Source organism: Streptomyces sp. NPDC006743, from assembly GCF_040703815.1.
In the GTDB taxonomy this organism is placed as follows: Bacteria; Actinomycetota; Actinomycetes; order Streptomycetales; family Streptomycetaceae; genus Streptomyces.
Genome location: NZ_JBEYJA010000011.1, coordinates 19815 through 44920, shown reverse-complemented (window position 1 = coordinate 44920; position 25106 = coordinate 19815). Strand labels below are relative to the sequence as shown.

General features: G+C 71.9%; 26 protein-coding genes, 1 tRNA gene and 1 riboswitch. Of the genes, 6 read left to right on the top strand and 21 right to left on the bottom strand.

Annotated elements, in window-relative coordinates; all coding sequences use genetic code 11:
* Window positions 1–68: 68 nt before the first annotated feature.
* The 7 genes from ABZ719_RS12345 to ABZ719_RS12315 form a co-directional block, all read right to left on the bottom strand.
* Window positions 69–1493: a DUF6177 family protein gene (locus ABZ719_RS12345; protein WP_366725138.1), complete on the bottom strand. Its 1425-nt coding sequence runs from the start codon at window positions 1491–1493 to the stop codon at window positions 69–71.
* A 253-nt stretch (window positions 1494–1746) separates the two neighbouring features.
* Entirely contained in the window at window positions 1747–2766 is a 1020-nt protein-coding gene (locus ABZ719_RS12340) for a hypothetical protein (protein WP_366725137.1), read from the bottom strand.
* The gene (locus ABZ719_RS12335) at window positions 2763–5033 is read right to left on the bottom strand and encodes a hypothetical protein (RefSeq protein WP_366725136.1); all 2271 of its coding nucleotides are present in this window, start codon (window positions 5031–5033) and stop codon (window positions 2763–2765) included. The genes ABZ719_RS12340 and ABZ719_RS12335 overlap by 4 nt, the downstream gene beginning before the upstream one ends.
* Entirely contained in the window at window positions 5030–5548 is a 519-nt protein-coding gene (locus ABZ719_RS12330) for a DUF6507 family protein (protein ID WP_366725135.1), read from the bottom strand. Before ABZ719_RS12330 ends, ABZ719_RS12335 begins: the two co-directional genes overlap by 4 nt.
* A gap of 64 nt (window positions 5549–5612) precedes the next feature.
* Window positions 5613–6071, bottom strand: a complete 459-nt coding sequence (locus tag ABZ719_RS12325; protein ID WP_366725248.1) for a DUF2267 domain-containing protein — start codon at window positions 6069–6071, stop codon at window positions 5613–5615.
* A gap of 166 nt (window positions 6072–6237) precedes the next feature.
* Window positions 6238–6657 (bottom strand): Hsp20/alpha crystallin family protein, encoded by a 420-nt coding sequence (locus ABZ719_RS12320; protein WP_366725134.1) that lies wholly within the window; start codon window positions 6655–6657, stop codon window positions 6238–6240.
* Between the two features lie 87 nt (window positions 6658–6744).
* The gene (locus ABZ719_RS12315; protein ID WP_366725133.1) at window positions 6745–7131 is read right to left on the bottom strand and encodes an alpha/beta hydrolase; all 387 of its coding nucleotides are present in this window, start codon (window positions 7129–7131) and stop codon (window positions 6745–6747) included.
* Window positions 7132–7502: 371 nt separating this feature from the next.
* Between ABZ719_RS12315 and ABZ719_RS12310 the strand changes: the two genes are divergently transcribed.
* Entirely contained in the window at window positions 7503–7733 is a 231-nt protein-coding gene (locus ABZ719_RS12310; protein ID WP_366725132.1) for a peptidoglycan-binding domain-containing protein, read from the top strand.
* Window positions 7734–7885: 152 nt separating this feature from the next.
* Here ABZ719_RS12310 and ABZ719_RS12305 read toward each other — a convergent pair whose 3' ends face one another.
* Window positions 7886–8359, bottom strand: coding sequence for a carboxymuconolactone decarboxylase family protein (locus tag ABZ719_RS12305; RefSeq protein ID WP_366725247.1), 474 nt, complete (start codon window positions 8357–8359; stop codon window positions 7886–7888).
* A gap of 229 nt (window positions 8360–8588) precedes the next feature.
* Between ABZ719_RS12305 and ABZ719_RS12300 the strand changes: the two genes are divergently transcribed.
* Window positions 8589–8894, top strand: coding sequence for a hypothetical protein (locus tag ABZ719_RS12300; protein WP_366725131.1), 306 nt, complete (start codon window positions 8589–8591; stop codon window positions 8892–8894).
* 63 nt (window positions 8895–8957) lie between these two features.
* Here ABZ719_RS12300 and ABZ719_RS12295 read toward each other — a convergent pair whose 3' ends face one another.
* Window positions 8958–9914, bottom strand: coding sequence for a helix-turn-helix domain-containing protein (locus ABZ719_RS12295; protein WP_366725130.1), 957 nt, complete (start codon window positions 9912–9914; stop codon window positions 8958–8960).
* A gap of 141 nt (window positions 9915–10055) precedes the next feature.
* Between ABZ719_RS12295 and ABZ719_RS12290 the strand changes: the two genes are divergently transcribed.
* Window positions 10056–10676, top strand: a complete 621-nt coding sequence (locus ABZ719_RS12290; RefSeq protein ID WP_366725129.1) for a DUF2269 family protein — start codon at window positions 10056–10058, stop codon at window positions 10674–10676.
* Here ABZ719_RS12290 and ABZ719_RS12285 read toward each other — a convergent pair.
* The 6 genes from ABZ719_RS12285 to ABZ719_RS12260 all read right to left on the bottom strand — a co-directional run bounded on the left by ABZ719_RS12285 (window position 10648) and on the right by ABZ719_RS12260 (window position 17582).
* A complete protein-coding gene (locus ABZ719_RS12285; protein ID WP_366725128.1) occupies window positions 10648–12195 on the bottom strand; it encodes an MFS transporter in 1548 nt (515 codons plus the stop codon). The genes ABZ719_RS12290 and ABZ719_RS12285 overlap by 29 nt on opposite strands.
* A 75-nt stretch (window positions 12196–12270) precedes the next feature.
* On the bottom strand, window positions 12271–13533 hold the full coding sequence (locus ABZ719_RS12280; RefSeq protein ID WP_366725246.1) for a DUF445 domain-containing protein: 1263 nt from the start codon (window positions 13531–13533) through the stop codon (window positions 12271–12273).
* A gap of 306 nt (window positions 13534–13839) precedes the next feature.
* The gene (locus ABZ719_RS12275; RefSeq protein WP_366725127.1) at window positions 13840–14730 is read right to left on the bottom strand and encodes a DUF1707 domain-containing protein; all 891 of its coding nucleotides are present in this window, start codon (window positions 14728–14730) and stop codon (window positions 13840–13842) included.
* Between the two features lie 33 nt (window positions 14731–14763).
* Window positions 14764–15786 (bottom strand): ABC transporter ATP-binding protein, encoded by a 1023-nt coding sequence (locus tag ABZ719_RS12270; RefSeq protein ID WP_366725126.1) that lies wholly within the window; start codon window positions 15784–15786, stop codon window positions 14764–14766.
* Between the two features lie 19 nt (window positions 15787–15805).
* On the bottom strand, window positions 15806–16597 hold the full coding sequence (locus ABZ719_RS12265) for an ABC transporter permease (protein ID WP_366725245.1): 792 nt from the start codon (window positions 16595–16597) through the stop codon (window positions 15806–15808).
* 184 nt (window positions 16598–16781) lie between these two features.
* A complete protein-coding gene (locus ABZ719_RS12260; RefSeq protein WP_366725125.1) occupies window positions 16782–17582 on the bottom strand; it encodes an ABC-2 family transporter protein in 801 nt (266 codons plus the stop codon).
* Between the two features lie 609 nt (window positions 17583–18191).
* Between ABZ719_RS12260 and ABZ719_RS12255 the strand changes: the two genes are divergently transcribed.
* Window positions 18192–20882, top strand: coding sequence for a transglycosylase domain-containing protein (locus tag ABZ719_RS12255; protein ID WP_366725124.1), 2691 nt, complete (start codon window positions 18192–18194; stop codon window positions 20880–20882).
* Window positions 20883–20960: 78 nt separating this feature from the next.
* On the opposite strand, the gene ABZ719_RS12250 is transcribed toward ABZ719_RS12255, so the two are convergent.
* The 3 genes from ABZ719_RS12250 to ABZ719_RS12240 form a co-directional block, all read right to left on the bottom strand.
* Window positions 20961–21281 (bottom strand): multidrug efflux SMR transporter, encoded by a 321-nt coding sequence (locus ABZ719_RS12250; RefSeq protein WP_360972607.1) that lies wholly within the window; start codon window positions 21279–21281, stop codon window positions 20961–20963.
* Between the two features lie 62 nt (window positions 21282–21343).
* Window positions 21344–21418, bottom strand: a riboswitch (guanidine-III (ykkC-III) riboswitch).
* A gap of 55 nt (window positions 21419–21473) precedes the next feature.
* Window positions 21474–21830 (bottom strand): co-chaperone GroES, encoded by a 357-nt coding sequence (locus tag ABZ719_RS12245; protein ID WP_037853273.1) that lies wholly within the window; start codon window positions 21828–21830, stop codon window positions 21474–21476.
* Window positions 21831–21872: 42 nt separating this feature from the next.
* Window positions 21873–22202, bottom strand: a complete 330-nt coding sequence (locus ABZ719_RS12240; protein ID WP_366725123.1) for a DUF3618 domain-containing protein — start codon at window positions 22200–22202, stop codon at window positions 21873–21875.
* A gap of 142 nt (window positions 22203–22344) precedes the next feature.
* On the opposite strand from ABZ719_RS12240, the gene bcp reads away from it, so the two are divergent.
* Window positions 22345–22812, top strand: coding sequence for a thioredoxin-dependent thiol peroxidase (gene bcp, locus ABZ719_RS12235; RefSeq protein ID WP_366725122.1), 468 nt, complete (start codon window positions 22345–22347; stop codon window positions 22810–22812).
* A gap of 167 nt (window positions 22813–22979) precedes the next feature.
* Window positions 22980–23063: transfer RNA gene (locus tag ABZ719_RS12230), tRNA-Leu, on the top strand.
* A 46-nt stretch (window positions 23064–23109) separates the two neighbouring features.
* Here the strand turns inward: ABZ719_RS12230 and rdgB are convergent.
* The 3 genes from rdgB to rph form a co-directional block, all read right to left on the bottom strand.
* Window positions 23110–23712 carry an RdgB/HAM1 family non-canonical purine NTP pyrophosphatase gene (gene rdgB / locus ABZ719_RS12225; protein WP_366725121.1) on the bottom strand — a complete coding sequence of 201 codons (603 nt, stop codon included), beginning with the start codon at window positions 23710–23712 and terminating at the stop codon, window positions 23110–23112.
* 22 nt (window positions 23713–23734) lie between these two features.
* A complete protein-coding gene (locus tag ABZ719_RS12220; RefSeq protein ID WP_366725120.1) occupies window positions 23735–24142 on the bottom strand; it encodes a hypothetical protein in 408 nt (135 codons plus the stop codon).
* Between the two features lie 185 nt (window positions 24143–24327).
* Window positions 24328–25053, bottom strand: coding sequence for a ribonuclease PH (rph, locus tag ABZ719_RS12215; protein WP_366725119.1), 726 nt, complete (start codon window positions 25051–25053; stop codon window positions 24328–24330).
* Window positions 25054–25106 lie beyond the last annotated feature (53 nt).

Sequence of the window (25106 nt, the reverse complement as noted above, 5' to 3'; positions counted from 1 at the left end):
AGCGGCTGGGGGTCTTCGCCCGCTCCGGGCGACACGGGCGTCACGAGAGCCCGGCGCTCCCTCGGTCGTCACCTGCGTTCGGGTGCTGCCCTCACGTGTTCCTGAGCGCGCCGGAGTCGCCTCCAGGCCGCGGCATCGGTTCCGTCACCGAGTTCGTAGTGGAGGGCGGGGCGGGCCGCGGAGCCGAGACGGGTGGGGGGTGTGTCCGGCACGAGGCTCCCGGCTCGGCTCAGCCCCATGTCGGCCACGGCGTCCGGCCCGAACGTGAGGGCGACGGGGAGGGCCGGTGGCTCGTAGTGCGCCGGCACCGTGAGGTCCGCGCGGGCTGCCCGTAGCTCGGTGATCATTGTGGCCAGACGGTGCTGAGCGGCCAGTTTCTCTGCCAGGTGCGGCAGCCGGTCCAAGGGGGCGGGTCTGTCGCCGGTGTGGCCGAAGGCCAGTGTGATGTGTTCCTCGACGCCCAGCCGGGTGTGGGTCACGCGCTGGGTGGCGATCGCCGGGCGGTCCGGGTCGCCTACTGCCACCAGCCAGGTCGGTGAGCCACGGCGAGCACGGTTGCGTGCGAGGTCGGTCAGCTGACGGCGGGACCACGGGACGTTGACGGGTTCCGCGGTGGACCAGCCCGCGGGCGGTTCACCGGTCAGTGTCCGCCAGGCGCACTCCAGGGCGCCGCCGAGGAGGAGCTGTCCGTCGGCGGGGTGGACGGTACGCAGGGACAGGAGGAGCTGGCGTTCACCGGATGGGCCTGATGGTGGCCGGTAGGCGTCCGCCATGGTGGGGCTGGGACCGGGTGCCGGGGTGAAGAGGCCGTCACGCCAGCTCAGTTCCAGGCCGGACAGTCCGTCGTGACAGCCGGTTCGGGGGGCGCTCACGACCCAGCGGGCGGAGGTGCGCTCCAGGAGCGTGCGGGCGGGCAGGGTGAGGCGGGTGGCGGGCGGGGTGACCAGGTGCAGGTGCCGGCCGGTGCGGGCGGTGGTACGGAGGAGTTCGGTCAGCCAGGTGGTGGCGGCGAGGACCGGGGTGTCCTGGAGGACGGTGGCTGCTCGGGTGGTGACGAGGTCGGCTTCGGTGAGTACGTCACCACCGACCGCGTCGACGGGTTCACCCGAGGCCGCGACCGTGACGACGCCGGTGTGAGCGCCGGCGCTGCGGGGCCAGGTGCTGCCGTCGAGCAGGGTGGCCAGGCGGCCTGCCACGGAGGCTGCCAGCCGGGGCGCTTCCGGGACGACGGAGGCCGCGCGGACCTCGGTCCACCACACCGGGGTGCCGGTGGCAGCGGCGGGCCCCAGGAGCCGGGCCGTCTCTCCCGGTACCTGGAGGTAGCGAGGCGCCTCGACCGAGGCGATCAGACGCCCGTCCTCCGCGTGCAGTTGTGCCACGGCACCTTGCCCTGACCGCTTGACGCGCAGATCGGGACCGCCCGCGTGGAGGGCGGCCAGCAGGGTCTTCGGGTCCGGCATCCGCGGGGTGAGGGCTATGGCGTGCTGAGTCATGGGGCGCCTTCCGGAAGAGATGACCCGGGCGTCGGCTCGTCGATGTCGGTGCGCGTGGAGAGCCGAGAGCCACACAGCCGGGGCGGCCGGACCGACGTGGGCATCAGGCTCGCCCAGCCGCGAAGCCCGACCGTGCCGGAAGTTCTCGCCCCGCCGCCCGCATATCGGCGTGTCCGGCGTCGCCCGATGCGGATTCCGTACCCGTACGGTCAACCAGCACCAGGACGACGGGGCACGTACCAGGTTCGGCGTGTCACCATTCTCTGCCGGACAGTTCCTGCACTTCTTCCGCACTGATGGCTTTGCGGAGGGAACCTGATACGACGGCGCCGGATCGATCGGTACCGGACCGTCGCACGGCCTCGCGCAGGGCCTGGCTGGAGGGCAACCCCCGGGCCTTGCATCCACTGAGATGGTCCAGCCAGTCTTCTGCGGCATCGAACGCGATACGGCCGGCCGGGGATCGCGGCTCGTACCCTGCCGCCTCACCGCTCTCATCCGCCCACACGTAACCGATGACACGTCCGTCGATCGACACCTCGGCGAAGTCGACTGGCGCCGATGAATGGGATTCGTAATGCGGTTTTTCTTGTGGGACCTTTCCTTGGAGCCACTCGGTCCGTCGTGGAACCTCGAACATGTACCAGGAATCCAGAAGGTCCGGGTCATCGTCCGGGAAATCCTCGAAGCCATCCTCTGTCGGCGTGCCGTGGAAACCCGGGTCCCAGGGCTCGATCGGCACGCCCAGCAGGTCCGTGACGGCAGCAAGGGCGGCTTTGAGCCGTGGGGCATTCTCTTTCTGAACATCCGGTTGTCTGCGACCGCGCAGGTCATGGGACAACCAGGCGTCGGAGTATGTGCGGAGAGTGATCGATGCGGCCCCGCTCGGCCACACGTCGACGGTCACGGAGAAGAGTTGTTCAGCCCGGTACCGGTCCCCGGCCCGCAGGACACCGCCCGGCAGCTCCAGGTCGATGGTCGCGAGACCGACGTTCCGGCGGTCAGGTTCACTCAGCGCTTCGAGGAGCGCGCGTTCGGCATCGCCCGCGGAGAAGTCGACGCGTACTCCCTGCGCTCGCGGGACGACGGCACCCTCGCTCCCCGTGCGAACCGCGATGTCCGCCCGCGCGCACGCCTCCGCGAGGCCGAGCGTCCTGAGAACCGACCACACGTCGAGCGCCAGCCGAACACATGGCACCAGCGGGTCGCCTTCACAGCCGGCGTCACCGGTCTCCCAGGACCAGGCGCCGACCGCGTCCATCGTCGTGATCACAGCACTCCTCGCGGGTCAGCCATCGCGCCCGGCGGGATGACGATCGTTCCGTCCTCGAGGCGGATCACGAACAGGATGCCACGCCCCTTGTCGCTCTTGAACGGGTGCTCACCCCGGTGAACTTGCAGAAGTTCATCCGGAATGCCTCTCTGCTGCCAGTCGGCGACGGTGCCCTGCGCATCCACGAGCATGATCTTGTGATCCGACTCCGACTTCGAGAGCTGACCCAGGTTCTCGGACTTGGAAATAGAGTTGAAAGGATTCTTAGGATTGTCAAGCCTCTTCAGCTGGTAACCCCAGCTCTGCCCCGAATCATCCGTGATCCGCACATCAATATCCGCCTTGATGGATTGGTTCTTGACTTCGAATTCGATGTCGCGGATACCTCGGCGATAAAACTCCTCGCCAAGGCGAATCTGGTCGACAGCGCGGGAAAATTGCCCTGTCTTGCTCGAACCAAGCATCGAAACGGTTTCCCTGAAGCCGGGGCACTTGGCCAAGTGGCCAGAGGTGATGATATCCGCGATCTCCCGACCTGACGGGGATTCTGCGAGTCTGCTGATGGCGGCTTCGAGGACCTTCGGCTTGGTGGTGTTCTTGGGTATGTTGTGCAGGGCCTCGCGCAGGTTCCGTTCGGCCTCGCCACCCAATTCGAGGGGGCCGGACGGAGTCGGTTCAGGGCGGTGTGCGTGCGCGTCGTGGTCATGGCCGCCGCCTGCGGCCCCTCCTCCGTGTCCGCTGCCCATGTCAGTCCGGCCGGGATGACTGTGTTCCGAGGCCGGGCCACCGGTTCCCCGGTGGTGTTCCGCGGCCGCCGCTCCGGCGTGGTGCGTTGCGCCGGCATGTCTGTCGTCCCCCGGTGGTTCGTGGGGAGAGCCGCCGTCGGGCGCCTGACGGCTCGCGTGCGGCGAACGGTGGTCGGCCATCCCCACAGCACCTTCCCGCCCCCGTCCTCCGACACCCGCGAGTCGTCTGTCGTCCGAGGGCACCCGCTCGGCCGCGGAAGGCTCCCGTGCCGCGGGTGTCGTGTTCGGGGTGCCGTCCGCGTGCAGCGGGACAAGGTTGCCGTTCGTGTCGATCCGGTAGCGGTCGCTCAGGTCGAGGGCCGTGTCGGGGAAACGGGACTTGGGAAGTCCGAGGTGGTCGGTGACGCGGGCGAGGACCTCGGAGACCTTGGGCAGGTCGGACAGGGCCTTGGCCGCCTTCATGGTGCCGGCGATCGGGTCGAGGACGTCGCCGGCCCTGGCCGCGGTGCCTGCGGTCTCGGCGACCCGGCCCGCCTTGCCCAGCCGGGCGAGACCGCCGGCGGCGCCCGCGAAGACCGTGAGGAGGTTGAAGCTCGTGACGGCGTGGGCGCGGGCCGGGTCCTCGTCCCACGTGTCGTAGGCGATGAAGCCCTTGCCGAACTCCTCGGCGTACGCCTCGCTGCCGCGCTGCCAGTCCGAGAGGTGGTCGCCCAGGCCTACCGCGTCCATGCCGTAGGCGTAGGCACCGACGAAGGTGCGCTTGAGGCCGTCCCAGGTGTCGTGCCGGGCCTGGGAGCCGTTCACGCCCAGGAGGTTGTCCTCGAAGACACCCAGACCGACGAAGCCGCCCCAGACACTGTCCTTGACGATGCCGTCCCACCCCCAGCTCTTGACGCCGTGGCCCCACCAGTCCAGGCTCCAGCGTTCGTAGGTGCGCTCGTCCGCGCTGCCCCACGGCAGGTGATCCATGGACGTGAGGGTGCCGGCGTCGGCGCCGTACATGCCGGGTGCGTGGCTGCCATCGTCGGCCACCCAGTCGCGGCGGCACGCCCCGGGGCTGATGCTCCTGATCTTGTTCGCCGCGTCGCGCTCCGCCGTCTGGAAACCTTCGACGGCCGCCGCCACATCGTCCATCAGGGCTTTGTTCGCGTCGACCTTGTCCTGGTCCTTGGTCCAGTCGTCGTCGCCCCGCACGCTGTCCACGAAGGCGACGGCCTTCTCCCTCAGTTCCTCCAAGCGGTCCGCGTGCGGCTTCGCCTGCGCTGCGAAGGTCTCCAACGCGTCGGCCAGGGACTCGATGTGCGCGGCGAATTCGTCCGCGGTGTCCATCACCGGCTGGGTGGAGGAGAAGAGCTGATCGGCCTCCGGCGCCCTGTAATAGGCGGCCGTGGCCTGGAAACGGGAGTGGACGTCCTGGCCGTCGTTGCGGATGCCGACGGCACGGGTGCGGAGTTCGGTGACGGCCTCGGACAGCTTGCCGAAGTCGCCGGTGTACTGCGGTATTCCCCCCGGCTCTATCACTTCGTCCGGCCTCCGCCGTGCCGGTCGGCCCGCTCGGTCACCGCGCGCAGTTCGGCGGACGAGGGGACCTTGGCCGCCTCGCGCTGGGCGCGCGCGGCCATGGCCAGGTCCCCGTCGACGTAGGCGGTGGTGGCATCGACGGTGCCGTCCATCGTCTTCTTGATGCGTGCCACCATGAACGTGACCTGCGACTCCGTGTCGGAGACGAAGTCCGCCACCGCGCTGCCGACCGGACCGACGGGCGCGGAGCCGCAGTACGGGCCGCTGATGGTGCCGGCGCGCAGGGCGGCTTCCTCGACGCTCTTGCCGTAGCCCTTGATGTCCTTGCCCAGTTCGTCGGCCGCCAGACCGACGAGCGACAGAATCGATTCCACCCCGCTGGGTGTGACATCCCACCCCGTCACGTCAACCCCCCTGGCTCCCGTCGCCTCCCGTGGGCCCCCGCAGGCCCCTTGCGGGGACACGTTCCCCGGCCGGTCCGTCGGACCGCGCGGGACCGGCAAGGGGATCTTCATCTCTATCAGGGCGTTGATCGCCGAAGCAACGCGGTTCGGCGCGGACAGGGAAGATCCGGCCAGATCACCCCCTCCGGGGCGCCGGCGGGCGTGGGCCGGTCAGTTCCGCGCGGCCGAACAGCAGGGCGTAGCCCGGGGGGAGTTGGGTGAGGACGTCCGTCAGGACGGGTGGGGGCAGGAGGTCCGCCAGGACCGTGAGGACCGTGCCCGTGTCCCAGCGGGCCGTGGCCGGGGTGGAGTTGTCGAGGCGGGACGCCACCGACTCGACGAACTCACGGGCCGTCAGGGGGCGGATGACCGGGATCTGGGCGGCGATCACCCTGGCCGCCTCCTCGGGCAGGGCGCGGGCCAGGGCGACGCGTTCGTCGCCGGTCACGTGGGTGCCGAGGGCGGACAGGACGGTGCGGGTGACGCGTTCCGCCTGCGCTCTCGTCGTGTATCCGCCCGCTTCGCGTACGCGTTCGATCAGGATCTGCCAGGTGCGGGACGTGGAGGCGGGGCCCGCCTCCGTCAGGGTCGTCATGGTCGGGATGGGTGCCGCCGGCGCGGTCATCGTGGGGGGCCTCCTCCGCGTGGGTTGGCTCGCCGGGGTGGTGCGTGGCCGCGTCCCGTGAGCGGGGCACGGGCTCACGGGACGCTCTTCTCACAAGGTCCGTCCGGCCGGGGTGGGCCGGGCCGGGGGCGGCTCCTCAGCCGCTGAGCTGGCGGCGTTCGCTGCCGCCGGTGACCTGGATCTTGCGTGGCTTGGCCTGCTCGGCCACCGGGATGCGCAGCGTGAGGACGCCGGCCTCGTACGACGCGTCGATGCGTTCGGTGTCGAGGGTCTCGCCGAGGAACAGCTGGCGGGTGAAGGTGCCCGTGGGGCGTTCGGCGACGATCATCTCCGCGCCCTCGGCGGCCGGGGACTTCCGCTCGGCGTGAACGTTGAGCACGTTGCGTTCGACGTCGAGGTCGATGGTCTCGGGGTCGACCCCGGGGAGGTCGAAGTGGACGATGAAGTCGTCCCCCGACCGGTAGGCGTCCATGGCCATGGCGCCGGGGCGGGCGGGGCCGAAGACCTGCTGCGCGAGACGGTCGAACTCGCGGAAGGGATCCGAGCGCATGAGCATCACAGGTCACTCCTTTCCTGTGGCACTGGGTGCGATGCCCTACGCCTCTTTATATAACTCGCCGGACTAAAGTTGACAAGCCTCGACTCAGGTCAGGAACGCCCTCACCGCTTCGTACAGGCGTTCCGGCTGGTCCAGGTGGACGTCGTGGCCCGCGCCGGTGACCGTCAGCGGTGTGGTGCCGTGCGGGCGGCGGGCGTGCATCCGGGTGAACTCCGCCTCGCGCATCGTGCCGTCGGCGCCCCTGACGACCAGCGTGGGGCAGGTGATCGCCTCCCACTCGCGCCAGTGGTCGCGGCGCGTCAGTCCGGTGACCGAGGACACCATCACGTCCCTGTCAGCCTTCGGCCACCAGCCGTCCGCGCGCTCCTCCAGGCTCCGTGCCCAGGCCTCGTACCCGAAGAAGCGGGCGGCCGCCTCGGCAGCGGGTCGTCGTCCGCCCCCGTTACCACCCGGGTTGCAGGAGTCGAGCACGGCTACCGCTGTGGTTGCAGGAGATTCAACCCTGTGCGGGACGCCGCCGTACGGGCCGGACAGTACGTTCGGATCCGGCCGGCGGCGCGGTCGGCGGTGGGGCACCACCACCCGGGGGGGTACCGACCTGGTCAACCGCCCCGCAGGCGCCCCGGGACGTCATCGGATCGGAAAAAAAGGGGGAACACCGTGTTCTTTCGTCCGTCGCGCTCGATCCTCGCGAGCGCCCTCGCCACCACGGCACTGCTCGGCGCGGTCACGGCCGTCACGCCCGCCGCTCACGCCGCCTCCTCCTCCACGCAGGCCTACACCTGTCACATGTCCTACTCGGGCGGCAGGGCGTACGCGGGCACTACAGCGGCAACACCGTCGTGCCGACGCGGACCTCGGTGTCGCAGGCGGGTGCGGAGGCCCAGTGCCTGCTCAAGAACTACGGCGCCGGCACGGTCGACGGCATATTCGGCGCCCGGTCGCAGGCCGCCATGCGCAACGCGCAGGAGGACATCAACGACTGGTACGGCCACAAGGTGGCCGTGGACGGCATGCCGGGCCCCTCGTCCTGGCCCTGGCTGCGCAAGCTCATCTCCGACCAGCACCTGTGAGGCGGCCGCACCGCCCGGCGCGGTGACTCGCCGCCGGGGGCCGGGGCCGAGTGGTGCGCCCGGTCCCGGCCCCCCGGCGGCGCGCCGTACGGGCGGCACGCCAGGGGGCCTTCCGCGGCGGGACCGTGCCGCCGGTGTCCGTCGGCCATGGATCAGCCGAACATGCCCGGCTGGTAGTCGCCCGCCGGCTGCTGGATGACGACGTTCAGGCGGTTGTACGCGTTGATCAGGGCGATGAGGCCGACGAGAGCGGCCAGCTGGTCCTCGTCGTAGTGCTTGGTGGCGTTCTCCCAGACCTCGTCGCTGACGCCGCCGGCCGCGTCCGCGATGCGGGTGCCCTCCTCGGCCAGCTCCAGGGCGGCGCGCTCGGCCTCGGTGAAGACCGTGGCCTCCCTCCACGCGGCGACCAGGTGGAGGCGCTGTGCCGTCTCACCGGCGTGCGCGGCGTCCTTGGTGTGCATGTCCGTGCAGAAACCGCAGCCGTTGATCTGGCTGGCGCGGATCTTCACCAGCTCCTGCGTCGCGGCCGGGAGCGTCGAGTCCGACAGGACCTTGCCCGCGGAGTTGATGTAGCGGAAGAACTTGCCGGCGACGGGGTTCTGGAAGAGGTTCAGGCGGGCTTCCATCGTGGGCTCCTTGGTCATCGTTGCTCGTCGTCATGCGGTTGCAGTGATACGACGGATCCGGGGCGCGGTGTGTGACAGGCCCGCGGATCCCGATGGTGTGACCTGGGTCTCACTCTGGCCTGCTCGGGGCCGGTCCGCCCGTCGGCCGGGGCGGGGGTTAGCCTCGGGGCGTTCGACGCGTGCGGGAGTCACGGCACGTGCGGGAGTCGGGGGAGACAGGGAGACAGTGATGGCGAGGATTCCTACGGCAGCGGTCGCCGCGACCGGACTCGTCGGCGGCTACGGCGTGGCCCGCTGGACCAAGAAGCGGCAGCTGGGCGGGGCCGTGCTGGCCGTCGCCGGGGCCGTCGCCGCGCAGCAGTGGCGGCAGCGGGCGGGCGGCAAGGCGGCGGGCGCGCTCACCGCCGCCTACGTCGCCGCGTTCGCCGGGTCGCACCCGCTGGCCAAGAAGGTGGGCGCCTGGCCCGCCGTGTTCGGGGTCGCCGGGGCGGTCGCCGCCGCATCCTGGGCCGTGGCCGACCGGCGCGGTTCGTAAGGGACGCGGTCCCACCCGCGGCCCCGCGCCGCCTCGGGCCGCTCCGGCTCGGCCCGCTCCGGCTCAGTCCCGCGTGGCCCGGAACGCGTTCCGGTACGCCCTCGGGCTGGTGCCCACCACCCTGCGGAAGCGTTCGCGGAAGGCCGTGGGCGAGCCGAAACCGGCCTGTTCGGCGATGCGTTCCACGGGGTCCGGCGTGGTCTCCAGCAGGTGCTGGGCGCGCCGCACCCTCGCGCGGTGCAGCCACTGCAACGGCGTCGTGCCGGTCTGCTCGCGGAAGCGGCGGTTGAGGGTGCGGGTGCTCATGCCGGCCCGGGCCGCGATCTCCTCCAGGGCGAGGTCGCGGTCGCAGTGCTGCTCCAGCCAGCGCAGCACCGGCTCCAGGGTGGCGCCGGCGGGGGCGGGCGGCAGGTCGTGGACGATGAACTGCGCCTGGCCGCCCTCCCGTTCCAGCGGCATCACCGACAGGCGGGCGGCGTGCGCGGCGGTCGCCGAGCCGTGATCCTTGCGGATCATGTGCAGGCACATGTCCAGGGCCGCGGCGGCGCCCGCGGAGGTCAGGAGCCGGCCGTTGTCGACGTAGAGGACGTTCGGGTCGACGGTCACCCGCGGGTACCGCTGAGCCAGCGTCCGCGCCGCGGTCCAGTGGGTCGTCGCGCGCAGGCCGTCCAGCAGGCCGGTGGCCGCGAGGAGGAAGGCGCCGACGCAGATCGAGGCGATGCGCGTGCCGTTCGCCGCCGCGGCGCGCAGCGCGTCCGCGACGCCCGGCGGGAGCGGGGCGGTGGGGTCGGCGACCCCGGGCACGACGATCGTGTCCGCCTCGGCGAGGGTGCTCAGGCCGTACGGCGCCCGGACGGTGAACGCGCCGCCGGCCGCCCGCACCTCCCGTTCCACCGAGCAGACCCGGGTCTCGTAGAGGGCCCGGCCGTCGGGCCGTCTGGCCCAGCCGAAGGTGTCGACGGGGGCGGAGAGGTCGAACGGGATCACCTGGTCCAGCACCAGGACGGCCACGGTGTGCATGCGGGGAGCGTAGGCGGGCGCGCCGGGGGCGGGCACTGGGGGTAGCCGGTGTCCCGCCGGCCCCGGGTCCTGGCGAGAATCCGTCGGTACCTGGCATTCCTGCCGCTTCTTCCGGCTCACCGGTCCGTCTAGCGTCGGCGCGTGACCAAGTTCCTCCTCGCCGTGCACGTCCTGGCCGCGATCGTCGCCATCGGGCCCGTCACCGTCGCCGCCAGCATGTTCCCGCCCGCCGCGCGCCGCGCGCTTGCCTCGCCCGGTGATCTGCGGGCGGTGGAGACCGTACGGCTGCTGCTGCGGATCTGCCAGGTGTACGCCGTCGTCGGTGTCGTCGTGCCGGTGTTCGGGTTCGCGACGGCGCGGAACATGGGCGTGCTGGGCGACACGTGGCTCCTCGTGTCCATCGCGCTGACCGCGCTCGCCGCGCTGGTGCTCGCCGCACTGGTCCTGCCCCGCCAGGCGGCCCTCGTCGAAAGCCTCACCGCGGAGAGCCCCACCGCGGAGGACCTGACCGAGGAGAGCCTCACCGCGGAACGCCCCGCCGCGGAACGCCTCACCTCAGCGAGCCCCGCCTCAGCGACCCTCGTCGTCGTGAGCGCCACCGGGGCCACCGGCGAGGACACGGGCGGCGCCACCGGCGAGGGCGGCGGCGGCACCGCCCGCGCCACCGCCCGGCTGGCCATGTTCACCGGCCTGTTCAACCTGCTGTGGGCCACCGTCACCGTCCTGATGATCGTCAGGCCGGGCTCGACGACGGGGGCGTGACGTCGGGGCGGCCCTTGCCCGCGGACGGTCCGCTCTTCGCCGGCACGGCGGTCAGCGGCGTGGCGATGTCCTCCAGGGAGCGGCGCTCGGCGTCGACCGCGAGGAAGGCGGCCACCAGGCCCGCCGCGCACATCAGCGCCGCGCCGATCGAGAAGGCGAGGACCGTGTCGCCGACCTTGCCGGTGCCCGTGAGGTCGGCGAAGAGCACCGGGCCGCTGATACCGCCGGCGGCGGTGCCGAGGGCGTAGAAGAACGCGATGGACATCGCCCGGGTCTCCATCGGGAAGATCTCCGACACCGTCAGGTACGCGCTGGAGGCGCCCGCCGAGGCGAAGAACAGCACCGCGCACCAGCAGGCGGTCAGCGTGCTCGCGCCGAGCGCGCCGCGGTCGAACAGCCAGGCCGTGCCGAACAGCAGCAGGCCGGACAGCAGGTAGGTCGAGGAGATCATCACCCGGCGGCCGACCGTGTCGAAGAGCTTGCCGAGCAGCAGCGGGCCGAGGAAGTTGCCGACCGCGATGACGGCGAAGTAGTAGCCGGTGCGGTCGGAGGGGACGTCGAAGAACTTGGTCAGGATGGCACCGAAGCCGAACGTGATGGCGTTGTAGAGGAAGGCCTGGCCGATGAAGAGCGAGAAGCCGAGGACGGCCCGCTTGGGGTAGTGGGCGAAGACCGTGCGGCCGATCTCCAGGAAGGACACGCTGCGGCGCTGGTGGATGGTGATCTCGCCCTGCGGCTCTGGCAGCGGCCCGCCCGTCTCCGACTCGATCCGCCGTTCGATCCCGCTCACCACCTCCTCGGCCTCGCCGTCCTTGCCGTGGATCAGCAGCCAGCGCGGGCTCTCCGGCACGTGCCGCCGTACGAGCAGGATCACCAGGGCGAGGACGGCGCCGAGCGCGAACGTCAGCCGCCAGCCCACGTCGGCGGCGAGGAAGTGGGTGTTCAGCGCGAGGATGGACAGCAGCGAACCCCCGACCGCGCCCACCCAGAAGCTGCCGTTGATGATCAGGTCGACCCGGCCGCGGTAGTTCGCCGGGATCAGCTCGTCGATCGCAGAGTTGATGGCCGCGTACTCGCCGCCGATGCCGAACCCGGTCAGGAAGCGGAAGAGGAAGAACCACCAGGCGTGGAAGGAGACGGCGGTCAGGGCGGTGGCCGCGAGATAGACCGCCAGGGTGATCATGAACAGCTTCCGGCGGCCGTAGCGGTCGGTCAGCCGCCCCCAGAACAGGGCGCCCACGCAGGCCCCGGCCACGTACAGCGCGGCGGCGACGCCCGTGACCTGCCCGGAGCTGATCGCCAGACCGCTGCCCGGCTCCGACAGGCGGCTGGCGATGTTGCCGACGACGGTGACTTCCAGCCCGTCCAGGATCCACACCGTGCCCAGGCCCACCACGATGGTCCAGTGCCAGCGCGACCACGGAAGACGGTCGAGTCTGGCGGGGATGTCGGTGGTCACGGTGCGGCCGGTGCCGTCACCTGACGACCCTGCGGCGCTTGCGGCGTCTGCGGTGGCCATGGGCTCCCTCCTCGTCGAGCGGACCTCACTCCGGGTGCCCCCGAACCCATGGGATCACGCCCTGGCACCGGCCGCCTACGCTCCGAGGACGCGCGACACCGTGTAGATCAGCAGTCCCGCCAGCGACCCCACCACCGTGCCGTTGATCCGGATGAACTGCAGGTCACGGCCGATGTGCGCCTCGATCTTGCGGGTGGTGTGCTCGGCGTCCCAGCCCGCCACGGTGTCGGTGATCAGGGAGGTGATCTCCTTGCGGTACGTCGTCACCACGTACACCGCGGCGCCCTCCACCCAGCGGTCCACCTTGCCCTGGGCCTTGGGGTCCTCGGCCATCCGGTTGCCCAGGGAGAGCAGGGAGGCCCGCACCCGCATCCGCAGCTCGCTGCGCTCGTCCTCCGCCGCCGAGACGATCATCGACCGTACGGCGGACCAGGCCGAGGCGATCAGGTCCTGGACCTCGCCGCGGCCCAGCACCTCGCTCTTGAGGCGTTCGACACGGGCCCGGGTGTCGCTGTCGGACTGCAGGTCGGAGGCGAAGTCGGTGAGGAAGCGGTCCAGGGCGCCGCGCGCGGGATGGCCCGGCATGTCCCGCATCTCGGTGACGAAGCGCAGCAGCTCCTTGTAGACGCGCTCACCGACCTTCCGGTCGACGAACTTCGGGGTCCAGCCGGGCGCCCCGCCCTGGACGGCGTCCATCACGGAGTCGCCGTGCAGCACCAGCCAGTCGTGCGCCCGGCTGACCACCAGGTCGACGACGCGCCGGTGCCCGCCGTCGGCGACGATCCTCTCCAGCATCTTGCCGAGCCCGGGCGCGATCTCCTGCACCGCCGCCCGGCGCGTGATCGCCTCACCGACCACCGCCTGCACGTCGGAGTCGCGCAGCACCGTCAGCGCGCCGCGCAGCGCGGTGGCCAGCTCGGCGGTCACCCGGTCGGCGTGCTCCGGACGGGCGAGCCAGGCGCCCAGCCGGCCGCCGATGCCGACGGCGCGCAGCCGCTGCCGTACGACGTCCTCGGAGAGGAAGTTCTCGCCGACGAACTCGCCCAGCGAGACGCCGAGCTGGTCCTTCTTGGTGGGGATGATCGCGGTGTGCGGGATGGGCAGCCCGAGCGGGTGCCGGAAGAGGGCGGTGACCGCGAACCAGTCGGCGAGCGCACCGACCATGCCCGCCTCGGTGGCCGCGGCGACGTACCCCGCCCAGGCACCGGCACCGGTGTGCTCGGCCCACTTGGCCAGGACGTACACCACCGCCACGAACAGCAGCAGCCCCGTCGCGGTGAGCTTCATCCGGCGCACACCGCGCCGGCGCTCCTCGTCGGCGGGGCTGAACACGGTCATCGCGCGCCGGGGGACGGCCGCGGCGTCCGCCGCTTCCGCGTCCGCCTGTGGCACCGCCGTCGTCGTTCGTTCCATCCGCTCCACCCGTTCCGTGTTCCCGCACCCGCCCCGCGCACGATTGTCCCCTCCTGACCTACTCCCGGGACGGAACAGGAGTTCCCGGCCTCACCCGGAAGGGGCGAGGGCGCGGGGGCGACGGCGGCACGGCGGCACGGGGGGGGAGCCCGCGGGGCGGGGAGGGCCTGCGGGGCGGGGACAACCGGGGGCAGGAGGAGCAGGGAGAACCGGAGGAGGGGGCGAGCGGCCCTAGAAGTCGCGGTGCCCCCGGCCGTCCCGGCGCTGCTCCCGGCGTTCGCGGTGCCGCTCCCAGCGCTCCTCGTGCCGTTCGCGGTGCTGCTCCAGCCGCTCCTCCTGGCGTTCCCACTGCCGCGCCCAGCGCTCCTGGCGCTCGTCGCGGCGGCCCGCCTGCAGCTCGCGGCGCTCGGCCCTGCGGTCCAGCTTCTCCCGGCGGCGCTCCTCCTTCTGCCGCTGGCGCTCGGCCCTGGTCAGCTTGCGCTCGACCCCCACACCGCCCCAGAAGGCGAAGCCCGTGACGATCACGCGCGGGGCGCCCGGCTCGCCCGGCACACCCTCCTCGCGGTGGTCGAAGCCGCCCATGATGCCGATGCCGCGCACGACCACCTCGACACCGGGCGGCACGATCACCTGCGCGCCGCCCATGATCGCGATGCAGTTGATCTCGACCTCGCGGTCGGCGAAGTCCGCCTCGCGCAGGTCGATCTCGCCGCCGCCCCAGAAGGCGAAGCAGGTGAAGCGCCTGGGAACCGTCCACCGGCCCTTGCGCTGGAAGCCGGACATGACGGCGACGGCCCACGACGACGACCCCTCGCCGCCCGTGATCCGTCCCGCCCAACTCCCGTCCCCGGCGGGCTCCTTGCTGAGGGAGACGGACGGGGCGAGGGGGACCGCGCCCGGCCCGACCGGCAGGTCACGGGTGATCGGCGCCAGCTCCCCGTACGTGCGCGCCTGGTACGTCGCCTCCAGCCGCTCCTCGAACTCCGCCATGTCCAGGCGCCCTTCGGCGAGGGCGTCCCGCAGGACCTCGGCGACTCGTTCACGGTCGGCGTCGGAGGCACGCAGCTCGGGGACGGGGTGCCCGGCGGGCGTCTCTCCTGGGGGCGGCACGGCGTCGGTCATGGGCAGCAGCCTACGAGTTCGCCGCGCGGGAGGCTACGAGCCCACGCGTTGCGCTCCGGTCTCGTACATCGTGGCGATCACGGCCTCGATGTCCGGCTCGCGCACCGACAGGTCCACCAGCGGGTAGCGGTCCGCGATCCGCGCCACCAGCGGCGCCGCCGACTCGCCCGCCGGGAACGCCAGCCACTGCCGCGGCCCCTCGACGCGGACCACGCGCGCGCCCGGCACGTCGACCGGCGGCAGTTCGCGCTCCAGGTCCACCACCAGGGTGCGTTCGCCCTCCCCCGCCTCGTGCAGGCCGGCCAGCGGGCCGTCGTACATCAGCCGGCCGTGGTCGATCACCATCACCCGCGAGCACAGCTGCTCGATGTCCTGGAGGTCGTGGGTGGTCAGCAGCACCGTCGTGGCGCGCTCGGCGTTCAGGTCGCGCAGGAACTCACGGACCCTGGACTTGCTGACCACGTCCAGGCCGATGGTCGGCTCGTCCAGGTACAGCACCTCCGGGTCGTGCAGCAGGGCCGCCGCGATGTCGCCGCGCATCCGCTGGCCCAAAGAGAGCTGCCGTACCGGGACGTCCAGCAGGCCGGACAGTTCCAGGAGTTCCACGCAGCGGTCGAGGTTCTCGCGGTAACGGGCGTCGGGGATGCGGTACATGCGGTGCATCAGCCGGTAGGAGTCGATCAGCGGCAGGTCCCACCACAGGGTCGTCCGCTGCCCGAACACCACCCCGATGCGCCGCGCGAGCCGCGTCCGCTCGCGCGAGGGGTCGATGCCGGCGACCCGCAGCCGGCCGCCGCTCGGGGTCAGGATGCCGGTCAGCATCTTGATCGTCGTCGACTTGCCCGCGCCGTTCGGGCCGATGTAGCCGACCATCTCGCCGCGCGCCACGGTGAAGGAGATCGAGTCGACCGCCCGCACCCGCCGCCGTTCCCGCTTCAGGAAGCCGGTCTTCTTGCGCACGTCGAAGACCTTCTCGACCCGGTCGAGTTCGATGAAGGCCCCGCCGCCCGTCCGCTCGGGGGCGCTCTCGAGCGCGCCGTCCGCTCCCGTGTCCATGTCCTGTGTCCCTCCAGCTTCAGCTTCCCGTACTCCGGTACGACCGCAGTCCCGCCCGCCAGGCCAGTCCCGCCGGCGCGCAGCACGCCGCCGCCACCAGCGGCGGGGTGAACGCCGTCCACCACGGCAGCCCCAGCGGGTAGGGGCGTTCGAGCACATAGGCCGCGGGGACCCAGTTGACGAAGGCCAGCGGCAGGACGAACGTCACCCCCCGCACCAGCTCCCTGCCGAACACCGTCGGCGGGTACTCCAGCAGCGTGGTGCCGCCGTAGGTGAACGCGTTCTGCACCTCGGAGGCGTCCTGCGCCACGAACTGGAAGGCCGCGCCCGCCACGAAGACCGCGCAGAAGATGGCGCAGCCGCTCAGCACCATCACCGGCATCAGCAGCACCTTGGCCGCCGTCCAGTGCAGGTCCAGCGTGCACAGGGCGTATCCCAGCACCAGGAGCCCCTGCGTGACGCGGCCCAGCCGGCGCAGCGCGAACCGGTCCGCGGCGACCTGCGCGAGGACCGGCGCCGGGCGGACCAGCAGCGTGTCCAGGGTGCCGTCGCGCACCCGCCGTCCCAGCCGGTCCATCGAGCCGATCGCGAGGTCGGCCAGCCCGAAGGACGTGCCGGACAGCCCGTAGAGGAAGGCGATCTCGGACAGCGAGTAGCCGCCCAGCGCGTCCACGCGGGAGAACATCAGCAGGATCGCCACGAAGTCGAGCGCGGTCGCCGCGAAGTTCCCCAAGGTGGTCAGCACGAAGGAGGTCCGGTAGGCCATCGTGGAACGCAGCCACATCGCGGTGATCATGCGGTAGGCGCGCAGGCCTTCGGCGAGCCGGCCGCGGGACGGGGACGCAGACCGAGACGCGGACGGAGACGGGGACGCAGACCGGGACGCGGGGTCCGTGGCGGGCGGTGCGGAGGCGGTGGCGGGTGGTACGGCGTCCGGGCCCGCCGGAACGGAGCCCGGGGCGGCCGGTACGGCGTCCGGCGTGTCACCGGTGAGGTCAGCCACCCTGGACCACCACCCGGCGCGTCGCCACCGTCTGCAGCAGCCTCCCCGCCCCCAGCAGCGCCACCGCCCACGCGCCCTGGAAGGCGTACGTGCGCAGCGGATCCGCGTGTCCCAGCAGGACGTCGGCCGGGGCCTGGAGCAGCGACGACCACGGCAGGACCCGTACGACCTCGCCGAGGGCGCCCGGGAAGACGTTCAGCGGCAGCAGCATCCCCGAGCAGAAGAGCCCCGCCAGCCACGCGATCTGCACGACTCCCGCCCCGTCGAGCAGCCAGAACGCGCTCAGCGCCACCAGGAACCGGATCCCGAAACTCACCAGCATCGCCGGCGGCACCGCACCGAGGAACGCCGCCCAGGTCACCGGGTCGGTGGGCAGCATGGCCGGGAAGACCAGCGCCCCGAACACGAAGGGCACCACCCCGCGGCCCAGCAGCTGGAACACCGACCGGCCCAGGTCCGCCGCGAGCCACCACAGCTGGAGGTCGGCCGGGCGGTGGAGGTCCGTGGCGATGTCCCCGGTACGGATGCGCTCCATCAGCTCGTCCTCGACCCCGCCCCCGCCGATCGCGAGCGTCGCCAGGAACGCCTGGCCCAGCCACACGTACGTCACCGCCTGGGAGTGGTCGTACCCTCCCAGATGCGGCCGGGCGTCCCACAGCGCGAGATAGGTGTACACGAGGATCAGGCCGAAGACCGTGTTCGTGAACACCCCGGCCGCCGTGGCCGCCCGATACGTCGCGTACCGTCTGAATCCGCCCGCCGCGACGGCCACGTACAACCGTCCAGCGCCCACGTCACGCCCTCCAAGCTCCGCCGACACCGAAGCGCAGGAGCCTAGTGCGCGCGGAACGTGACGTGCCACGCATTTTCCGCGCGCCGGAAGTCCCGGAGCACGGGAACGGAACGCGAGGTACGAGAGTCTTCATCCGGGGGCGCAGAAGACGCATGAGGGCGTACGGGAACGTACGAGGCGAAACAGGAGTCCGTGCACGAGATGAGCGACGAGCCGCAGCCGAAGGCCGGGGCGCAGCAGCCAGGGAGCGGCGCGCAGCCGCAGCCGGGAACGCGACCGCCGTCGCGGCCCGGTGGGGAGCCGCGGGAGCGGCCCGGCCCACGACCGGAGGCCGGGGCACAGCGCCAGGGCCCCGGAGCGGGACGGGACTTCGGCGCGGGGTCCACCCGTGGTGCGGAGCCGGACTCCGGCGCGGGATCCGCCTCCGGCGCGGGGTCCGCCCGTGGTACGGAGACGGGCTCCGGTGCGGGATCGGGATCCCCCTCCGGTGCGCAGAAGAGTGGTCCTGGTGCGGGGCCGCGGTCGGGCGCGGGCGGTGCGGGAGCCGGTTCGCGGCCCGGCGCGGGGGCCGGCGCCGGTGGTGACGCCGGTCGTCCGGGCGCCGCTCCGGTGCCGGAGCCGGCACCGCGGCCGGCACAGGAGGCCGGCCGGGAGCCGGAGCCGCAGGGCGCGCCGCGACGTCGTACGGCACCTCCCGCCTGGGCCGCGACGGGAGCCGGTGCCGGCGGACGCAAGGCACCGGCCGCCGCACCCGCCTCCTCCCCCGCCGCCACGACCACCGCGGCCCTCGCCTCCGTCGCCGGTGGCGGGAACGCCGGCGCGGGCGGTGGCGGCACCGCGGGCCCGGACGGCAAGGGCGGCAAGGGCGGCAAGGGCGAACGCCCCAAGCGCCGGCGTTCCGGCTGGCGGCGGATCTTCCCGACCTGGCGCATGACGCTCGGCGCGTTCCTCACCCTCGTCCTGCTCGGCTTCGGCGCGTTCTTCCTCGGCTACTCGCTGGTCAAGATCCCGTCCGCCAACGCCCTCGCCGTCAAGCAGGCCAACGTCTACCTCTACGCCGACGGCACCGAGATCGCCCGCGACGGCGAGGTCAACCGCGAGAGCGTCCCGCTGGACCAGGTCTCCAAGGCCGCCCAGCACGCCGTGCTCGCCGCCGAGGACCGCGACTTCTACAGCGAGTCCGCCATCGACCCCAAGGCCATCGTCCGCGGCGGCTGGAACACCGTCACCGGCAAGGGCAAGCAGTCGGGTTCGACGATCACCCAGCAGTACGTCAAGAACTACTACCTGGGCCAGGAACAGACCGTCACCCGCAAGGTGAAGGAGTTCTTCATCTCGATCAAGCTGGACCGCAACAAGTCCAAGGACGAGATCCTCGAGGGCTACCTCAACACCAGCTTCTTCGGCCGCAACGCGTACGGCATCCAGGCCGCCGCGCAGGCGTACTACGGGGTGAAGGCCAAGGACCTCGACCCGGCCCGGGCCGCCTACCTCGCCGCGCTGGTCAACGCCCCCAGCGAGTACGACGTCTCCGCCCACCCGGAGAACAAGCAGGCCGCCGTCGCCCGCTGGCACTACGTCCTGGACGGCATGGTCAAGAAGGGCTGGCTCAGCGCCTCCGAGCGGGCCGGCCTGAAGTTCCCCGAGCCCAGGGCCGCCACCGTCCCGACGAACATGGCCGGGCAGCGCGGCTACCTCGTGCGCGCGGTGAAGGACTACCTGGCCAAGAACAAGATCCTCGACGAGGACGAACTGGCCGCCGGCGGCTACCGCATCACCACCACCCTGCAGAAGAAGAAGCAGGACGCCTTCGTCAAGGCGGTCGACGACCAGCTGATGAACAAGCTGGACAAGAAGAACAACAAGACCGACACCTACGTCCGCGCCGGAGGCGCCGCCGTCGACCCGAAGACCGGGCAGGTCGTGGCGATGTACGGCGGCGTCGACTACGTCAAGCAGTACACCAACAACGCCACCCGGCGGGACTTCCAGGTCGGCTCCACCTTCAAACCGTTCGTCCTCACCTCCGCCGTGCAGAACGACTCCACCACCCAGGACTCGCGCCCCATCACCCCCAACACCCTCTACGACGGCACCGACAAGCGGCCCGTCCAGGGCTGGAACGGCGGCCACTACGCCCCGGAGAACGAGGACCAGCAGTCCTACGGCGACATCACCGTCCGTGAGGCCACCGACAAGTCCGTCAACGCGGTGTACGCGCAGATGGCCGTCGACGTCGGCTCCGACAAGGTGAAGGACACCGCGCTCGCCCTCGGCCTCCCCTCCGACACCCCGGAGCTGATCGGCTCCCCGTCCATCGCGCTCGGCGTGGCCCAGGCCAGCGTCGTGGACATGGCCGAGGCGTACGCGACCCTCGCCAACCACGGCAAGCACGGCACATACACGATCGTCAAGAAGATCACCAAGGACGGCTCCGACGCGGTGGCCCTGCCCGGCCACGACAGCACCGTCTCGCAGGCCGTCAGCCGCGAGGCCGCCGACACCACCACCTCCGTACTGCAGAGCGTCGTCCAGAACGGCACCGGCGCCCCCGCCCAGGCGATCGGCCGCCCGGCCGCCGCCAAGACGGGTACCGCCGAGAACGACCAGGCGGCCTGGTTCGCCGGATACACACCCGACCTCGCCACCGTCGTCTCCGTCATGGGCCAGGACCCGGAGACCGCCGCGCACAAGCCGCTCTACGGCGCCCTCGGCCTCGCCCGCGTCAACGGCAGCGGACCGCCCGGCAGCATCTGGGCGCAGTTCATGGGCGACGCCCTCAAGGGCACCCCGGTCAGCGACTTCGACCTCCAGCTCCAGCCCGGCGCCGACCGGACCCAGGCACCGCCGAGCGACCCGGCGCAGACCAGCCCCGGCACCGGCACCGACGGCGGCGGTGACACGGCCGGCTCGGCCAGCCCCGGCCAGAACACGCAGGGCCAGAACACCCAGGGCCAGGACCAGGGACAGACCGGCGGCACGCCCACCGACGGCGGCGGAACGCCCACCGACGGCGGCGGCCCCGGCGACACCCAGGGCGGTCCCGGCGGTGACACCGGCGCCACGGACGGCACGGGCGGCACCCCGCCCGCCGGCGGGGACACCCAGGGCGGCGGCACCCCCGGCGGCGCCGGCGGCGGTACGCCGACCACCGGGGACCCCACGGGAGGGGGCGGCGCGGGCGGCGACGGCGGATCCGGGACCAGCACGGGCCCGGGCGCGGGCGGCACCGGAACGGACACCGGCACGACGACCGGCACCGGCCGCGGCCATCACGCCACCACGGCACAGGGGCAGTAGCCGGCCCGCGGGACCCGCGTGGGGCCCTGGGCCGGAAGGCCCGAGCCCCGCGGGACCCGCGGGACCGGTGACGAGACCTCAGTGCCCCGAGGTGGCCTTCAGACCCACCACGGCCACCAGCAGCAGACAGACGAAGAAGATCCGGGCGGCGGTCACCGGCTCCCCCAGCACCACCATGCCGAGCACCGCCGCACCGGCCGCCCCGATACCCACCCACACGCCGTAGGCGGTGCCGATGGGCAGCGAACGGGCGGCGTAGGACAGCAGCAGCATGCTCGCGACGATCCCCGCGCCGGTCAGGACGCTGGGCACCGGTCGCGTGAACCCCTCGCTGTACTTCATTCCGATCGACCAGCCCACTTCCAGCAGACCGGCGACGACAAGCAGAACCCAGGCCACGACGGGCACCTCCGCGAAGACGGCGACGCCGGGTGGTCGACCGGGCGTCACGACGGACATCAGGTGCGTCGTCTTTGCCTTCGACCCGGTACGGCGCGTCTCGTCGGGCTCCCTCCCGAGGCTAGCAAAGGAACGGCGAAGGGGCCGGTGACCACGGTCACCGGCCCCTTCGTTCCCTTCTGAGCCGTCCTGTCAGAGGTACAGACCGGTGGAGTCCTCCGACCCCTCGAACCGGTCCGCGGCCACCGCGTGCAGGTCGCGCTCGCGCATCAGCACGTACGCGGTGCCCCGCACCTCGACCTCCGCCCGGTCCTCCGGGTCGAACAGCACCCGGTCGCCCGGCTCCACGGTCCGCACGTTCTGACCGACCGCCACGACCTCCGCCCAGGCGAGGCGGCGGCCCACCGCCGCCGTCGCGGGAATCAGGATCCCGCCGCCCGACCGGCGCTCGCCCTCGCTCGTGTCCTGGCGGACGAGCACCCGGTCGTGCAGCATCCGGATGGGCAGCTTGTCCTCGTGGGGGCTGTGCTCGTTTCTGTTGGCGCTCACGCCTGAAACCTACCTGCTCGGGCCATGTCCGTACGGAGCGGGTCAGCCGCGGCGCTTGCGCCCGCCGACGGCGAGCAGGCCGACGACCCCCACGGCGAGCAGCGCGACCGGCACGATCCGCTCCAGCCGGGGTGCGCCCCTCTCGTCCGTGAACTGCCCGCGCACCTCGCTCACCACCCGGTTGACCTGGACGTACGCCCGTCCGAGGGTGTGGTCGACGTGGGAGGCGACCTTGGCCCTGGCATCGCCGACGATGGTCTTCGGGTGCACGCGCACCCCGATCTCGTCGAGGGTCTCGGCCAGCGTCTCGCGGCGACGCCTGATGTCCGCCTCGATCTCAGCCGGGGTTCTGGTGTCCGCCGTGTCCGCCACCGTAGCGCCTCCGAAGTCAACTGATGCGTGTTCAGCACAGTCTGTCAGCTCTCGCCGCGACCGCACTGTCGGCACCCCCGGTTACCCTCGGACCCACACGGTATTGGCACCTACGAGGACACGCACGAGGAGAAGACCTTCGATGAGCGAGCGACTCCAGCCCGGCGACGCGGCCCCCGCCTTCACCCTCCCCGACGCCGACGGCAACGAGGTGTCGCTGGCCGACCGCAAGGGCCGCAAGGTCATCGTCTACTTCTACCCGGCCGCCCTCACCCCCGGCTGCACCAAGCAGGCCTGCGACTTCACCGACAACCTCGACCTGCTGGCCGGCGCGGGGTACGACGTCATCGGCGTCTCCCCCGACAAGCCGGAGAAGCTCGCGAAGTTCCGCGACACCGAGTCCCTGAAGGTCACCCTCCTCGCCGACCCCGACAAGAAGGTCCTGGAGGCCTACGGCGCCTACGGCGAGAAGAAGCTCTACGGCAAGACGGTCACCGGAGTCATCCGCTCCACGGTGATCGTCGACGAGTCGGGCAAGGTCGAACGGGCCCTGTACAACGTCAAGGCCACCGGCCACGTAGCCAAGATCATCAAGGACCTGGGCATCTGACCCGACGCTCCCGGCGGCCCGCCCGCACACCCGGTACGGGCCGCTTCCCGGTGCGGCCGACGGGAGGAGTCGCCACCGCCGGGCCCCAACTGCCATGCGGTCACCGGCACCTGGCACAGGTGAGACGCAGAGCGGAAGGCGGTTGCCGGTACGATGACAGGCAACCGGCGGCGGTGGCGCAACGGCGACGCAGCAGACTTAGGATCTGTGGCCCTTGATCGGGCTTGAGGGTTCGAATCCCTTCCGCCGCACGTGAACGGCCTGCGGATCGAAGGATCTACGCAGGCCGTTTCCGTGTCAGCCCACCAACTCCCGCACCACCGGCACCAGCGCCCGGAACGCCTTGCCGCGGTGGCTGATCGCGTTCTTCTCCGCGGGGGTCAGTTCCGCGCAGGTGCGCATCTCGCCGTCGGGCTGGAGGATCGGGTCGTAGCCGAAGCCGTGCGCGCCGGCCGGGGTGTGGCGCAGGGTGCCGCGCAGTTGGCCTTCGACCACCCGTTCCGTGCCGTCGGGCAGGGCGAGGGCCGCCGCGCAGGCGAAGTGGGCGGCGCGGTGGCCGTCCGCGATGTCCGAGAGCTGGGCGAGCAGCAGGTCGAGGTTGGCCTGGTCGTCGCCGTGGCGGCCGGCCCAGCGGGCGGAGAAGATGCCGGGGGCGCCGCCGAGGACGTCGACGCACAGGCCGGAGTCGTCGGCGACCGCCGGGAGGCCGGTGGCCTGGGCCAGCGCGTGGGCCTTCAGCAGCGCGTTCTCGGCGAAGGTGACGCCGGTCTCCTTGACGTCGGGGACCTCCGGGTAGGCGTCGGTGCCGACCAGTTCGTGGGGCAGTCCTGCCTCGGTGAGGATCGCCCTGAGTTCGGTGATCTTTCCGGGGTTGCGGGTGGCGAGGATCAAGCGGGTCATGCCCACCAGTATCGGGTGCCGGTCAGGGTGTGCAGACCTTGGTCAGTTCGCCGGCGGCGTCGGTGACGGGGGTGAGGTCGGGGGTGTCGTCGCCGTTCTTGAGGGCGGTGCGGACGTTCCCGACGGCCTTGTCGAGGTCGTCGACGGCCTTGTTGACGTCCGTGTTGTCCGTCTTGTCGCCGATTTTCTCGAGGTTGTTCTCTATGGCGCGCAGGGCGTCGTCGGTCTTGGTGGGGTCGTCGGCGGCGTTCCGCACGGCCTGCTGGAGGTCGGTGACGCTGTCGGCGATGGAGTCGGCGGTCTGTACGCAGTCCAGGGCCTTGCCGACCGCGTCGCAGCCGGTGAGGGCGGTGACGGTGAGCGCGACGGCGGCCGCGGTGGCGGCGACCGCGATGGTGCGGCCCGGACGTCGGTACCGGCTCGTGGCCATGGCTGGGTCCCCTCCCCGTTCGGTGGCCGGGCGTACGGCTGTGGTGCCGTACGCCCGTACCGGTAGGGACGCCGGGCGCGGGAGACGGGTTGCGTCCGCGCGGCGCCCTTTCTTGGTGTTCCCTTTACTTCCGGGGCTCCCGGGGGCGCGGCGTCCGCCGGGCTGGTCCCGGGGCCGCTCGCGCGCTACTTCTCGAGCGCCGCCCGCTGGATCGCGGCGAGGTCGGTGCAGCCGGCCACGGCGAGGTCGAGCAGGGCGTTCAGTTCGTCGCGGGCGAAGGGTTCGGCCTCGGCGGTGCCCTGGACCTCGACGAAGCGGCCGTCGCCGGTGCAGACGACGTTCATGTCGGTGTCGGCGCGCACGTCCTCCTCGTAGCAGAGGTCGAGCATGGGGACGCCGCCGATGATGCCGACGGAGACCGCGCTGACGGTGCCGGTCAGCGGCTGGCGGCCGGCCTTGATCAGCTTCTTGCCCTGGGCCCAGGCGACGGCGTCGGCGAGTGCCACGTAGGCGCCGGTGATGGCGGCGGTGCGGGTGCCGCCGTCGGCCTGGAGGACGTCGCAGTCGAGGACGACGGTGTTCTCGCCGAGGGCCTTGTAGTCGATGACGGCGCGCAGCGAGCGGCCGATGAGGCGGCTGATCTCGTGGGTGCGGCCGCCGATGCGGCCCTTGACGGATTCACGGTCGCCGCGGGTGTTGGTGGCGCGGGGCAGCATGGCGTACTCGGCGGTGACCCAGCCCTCGCCGCTGCCCTTGCGCCAGCGCGGGACGCCTTCGGTGACGGAGGCGGTGCAGAGGACCCTGGTGTCGCCGAAGGAGACGAGGACGGAGCCTTCGGCGTGCTTGCTCCAGCCGCGTTCGATGGTGACGGGGCGGAGCTGGTCGGGGGTGCGGCCGTCGATTCGAGACATGGGTCGAGCCTAGTGCCCCGCGAGGAAGGGGCTCTTCCGGCGTCGGGAAGAGC

What these genes read in the sequence shown, in the direction of transcription:
- ABZ719_RS12285 (WP_366725128.1), bottom strand. Translation starts at nt 12,195, where the DNA reads ATGGCCACCGCAGACGCCGCAAGCGCCGCAGGGTCGTCAGGTGACGGC.
- bcp (WP_366725122.1), top strand. Translation starts at nt 22,345, where the DNA reads ATGAGCGAGCGACTCCAGCCCGGCGACGCGGCCCCCGCCTTCACCCTC.
- ABZ719_RS12330 (WP_366725135.1), bottom strand. Translation starts at nt 5,548, where the DNA reads ATGAAGATCCCCTTGCCGGTCCCGCGCGGTCCGACGGACCGGCCGGGG.
- ABZ719_RS12305 (WP_366725247.1), bottom strand. Translation starts at nt 8,359, where the DNA reads ATGGAAGCCCGCCTGAACCTCTTCCAGAACCCCGTCGCCGGCAAGTTC.
- ABZ719_RS12275 (WP_366725127.1), bottom strand. Translation starts at nt 14,730, where the DNA reads ATGACCGACGCCGTGCCGCCCCCAGGAGAGACGCCCGCCGGGCACCCC.
- ABZ719_RS12300 (WP_366725131.1), top strand. Translation starts at nt 8,589, where the DNA reads ATGGCGAGGATTCCTACGGCAGCGGTCGCCGCGACCGGACTCGTCGGC.
- rph (WP_366725119.1), bottom strand. Translation starts at nt 25,053, where the DNA reads ATGTCTCGAATCGACGGCCGCACCCCCGACCAGCTCCGCCCCGTCACC.
- rdgB (WP_366725121.1), bottom strand. Translation starts at nt 23,712, where the DNA reads ATGACCCGCTTGATCCTCGCCACCCGCAACCCCGGAAAGATCACCGAA.
- ABZ719_RS12320 (WP_366725134.1), bottom strand. Translation starts at nt 6,657, where the DNA reads ATGCTCATGCGCTCGGATCCCTTCCGCGAGTTCGACCGTCTCGCGCAG.
- ABZ719_RS12325 (WP_366725248.1), bottom strand. Translation starts at nt 6,071, where the DNA reads ATGACGACCCTGACGGAGGCGGGCCCCGCCTCCACGTCCCGCACCTGG.
- ABZ719_RS12280 (WP_366725246.1), bottom strand. Translation starts at nt 13,533, where the DNA reads ATGACCGTGTTCAGCCCCGCCGACGAGGAGCGCCGGCGCGGTGTGCGC.
- ABZ719_RS12295 (WP_366725130.1), bottom strand. Translation starts at nt 9,914, where the DNA reads ATGCACACCGTGGCCGTCCTGGTGCTGGACCAGGTGATCCCGTTCGAC.
- ABZ719_RS12270 (WP_366725126.1), bottom strand. Translation starts at nt 15,786, where the DNA reads ATGGACACGGGAGCGGACGGCGCGCTCGAGAGCGCCCCCGAGCGGACG.
- ABZ719_RS12345 (WP_366725138.1), bottom strand. Translation starts at nt 1,493, where the DNA reads ATGACTCAGCACGCCATAGCCCTCACCCCGCGGATGCCGGACCCGAAG.
- ABZ719_RS12220 (WP_366725120.1), bottom strand. Translation starts at nt 24,142, where the DNA reads ATGGCCACGAGCCGGTACCGACGTCCGGGCCGCACCATCGCGGTCGCC.